3 protein-coding genes are annotated in these 2,288 nt (G+C 47.6%); all 3 read left to right on the forward strand.

Going from position 1 to position 2,288, the window contains the following annotated elements; all coding sequences use genetic code 11:
- Positions 1–384, forward strand: a 384-nt coding sequence (locus tag A3729_RS14920) for an acyl-CoA dehydrogenase family protein (RefSeq protein ID WP_197475866.1), incomplete at its 5' end; no start/stop codon positions are given.
- 79 nt (positions 385–463) lie between these two features.
- The gene (locus A3729_RS14925) at positions 464–1,279 is read left to right on the forward strand and encodes an enoyl-CoA hydratase/isomerase family protein (RefSeq protein WP_068634026.1); all 816 of its coding nucleotides are present in this window, start codon (positions 464–466) and stop codon (positions 1,277–1,279) included.
- A gap of 65 nt (positions 1,280–1,344) precedes the next feature.
- Positions 1,345–2,288, forward strand: a 944-nt coding sequence (locus A3729_RS14930) for an acetyl/propionyl/methylcrotonyl-CoA carboxylase subunit alpha (RefSeq protein WP_156497965.1), incomplete at its 3' end; no start/stop codon positions are given.

Here is a 2,288-nt window from a genome sequence, read left to right on the forward strand (position 1 = left end):
AACAGCACTATCGATTACTGTAAGCAACGAGAGACCTTCGGTCAGCCTCTGATTAATAATCAGGTAATTCACTTCCGCTTTGCAGAATTACAAACTGAAATCGAAGCCCTTCGAGCCCTGACTTATCAGGCAGTTGAAGGTTATATCAACAAGCAGGATGTCAGCAAGCTTGCTTCTATGGCGAAGCTAAAAGCAGGCCGCTTGGGCCGAGAAGTAACCGATTCTTGTTTACAATATTGGGGTGGCATGGGTTACATGTGGGACAACGAAGTATCTCGCGCCATGCGTGACGTACGCCTAGTATCTACTGGCGGCGGTGCAGATGAAATCATGCTCGGCATTATCTGCAAGCTAATGGGTATTTTACCCGGCAAGAAGAAGTAAACCCTTCCTCGTCATCCCGGCATTCTTTTTAGCCGGGATCTATTATGTAAATTATTAAATGACGAAGAGATCACTAACTATGACTTTACCAGAAACCGAAACACTATTACTTGAACAGCGAGACCATGAACTGCATATCACACTCAACCGCCCTAAAACTCGCAATGCGATGAGCCTAAAAATGGTTAAAGAGTTAATGGCTGTGTTTGAAAGTATTCAAACACAGGAAGACATTCGTGCAGTAGTATTACGGGGCGCAGAAGGCCACTTCTGCGCTGGCGGCGATATTAAAGATATGGCAGGTGCCCGTATGGCGGAAGGCTCTAAAACTGCTGATCAAAACGACCCGTTCTACGAGCTGAACCGCGAATTTGGACGCATGATTACTTATGCGAATCAGATTCCACAGGTACTCATTGTGGTCACAGAGGGGGCAGTCCTGGGCGGAGGCTTTGGCCTTGCCTGTATTTCCGACGTTGCCCTAACCTCTAGTGACGCAAAATTTGGCTTACCTGAAACCGGCCTGGGTATTCCACCGGCTCAAATCGCTCCATTTGTCGTGACACGCATTGGCTTAACCCAAGCGAGACGTCTAGCCTTATTAGGGTCTTGTTTTAACGGTCAGGAAGCTAAGGAGCTGGGCATTGTTCACGAGGCACATGAAACAAGTGAAGCACTTGAAGAAGCCCTAGAATCAGTACTTAGCCAAGTTAAACGCTGTGCACCAGATGCTAACCGTATCACGAAAGAACTGATACTCGGAGTCGGCAAACAACCATTGGAAGAGTTATTAGACTCTGCAGCCCATTCCTTCTCAAAAGCAGTACAAGGTAAGGAAGGCCAGGAAGGCACCATGGCCTTTGTACAGAAGAGATTGCCTAGCTGGGCAGAGTAGTCAGTTATCATCAAAACAATGGATTCCCGCCTTCGAGGGAATAACGATAAAAAGAGAGTATTAAGATGTCTAAACAAGTGACATTCGAAAAAGTATTAGTTGCAAACCGTGGAGAAATTGCCGTTCGTGTGATGCGTACAGCTAAGTCGCTCGGCTATAAAACCGTTGCGGTTTACAGTGAAGCTGATGCGGGTGCGCCACATGTTCTTAACGCAGACGAAGCGGTATGTATTGGTGCAGCACCAGTAGGCGAATCCTATTTAGTCGCAGACAAAATCCTTGAGGCCGCTAAACTAACTGACGCTGGCGCCATTCACCCTGGCTATGGCTTCTTGTCTGAAAACTGTGACTTCGCCAACGCTTGCGAAAAGGCCAATATTGAATTTATCGGCCCACCTTCTGCAGCAATCGAGCTTATGGGTAGCAAACGTTTATCAAAGATCGCTATGACCAAGGCCGGTGTGCCTTGTATCCCTGGTTATGAAGGTGCTGATCAAGACATTGAGACACTCCTAAAAGAAGCCCAAACCATCGGCTTCCCTATTATGGTAAAAGCCTCTGCCGGTGGTGGTGGACGTGGTATGCGTCTGGTTTTTGAAGAGAGCGAGCTGGAAGCACAAATCAAAACAGCTAGTTCAGAAGCTGAGAATGCTTTTGGCAGTGGTGAGCTGATTCTTGAGCGTGCCGTGATCAAACCTCGTCATATTGAAATTCAAGTCTTCGCCGACAAGTACGGTAATGCTGTTTATTTTGGTGAACGCGACTGCTCTATCCAGCGTCGCCACCAAAAAGTGGTTGAAGAAGCGCCTTCGCCATTTGTCGACCCTGAACTTCGCCAGCGCATGGGTGAAGCGGCTGTACAAGCAGCCAAAGCTTGCAATTACGTCGGTGCAGGGACGGTTGAATTCTTGGTCGACTCAGATAAGAACTTCTACTTCCTGGAAATGAATACCCGTTTACAGGTAGAGCACCCGGTGACAGAGCTGATTACCGGTACTGACTTGGTAGC

The organism is Oleiphilus sp. HI0043, assembly GCF_001634935.1.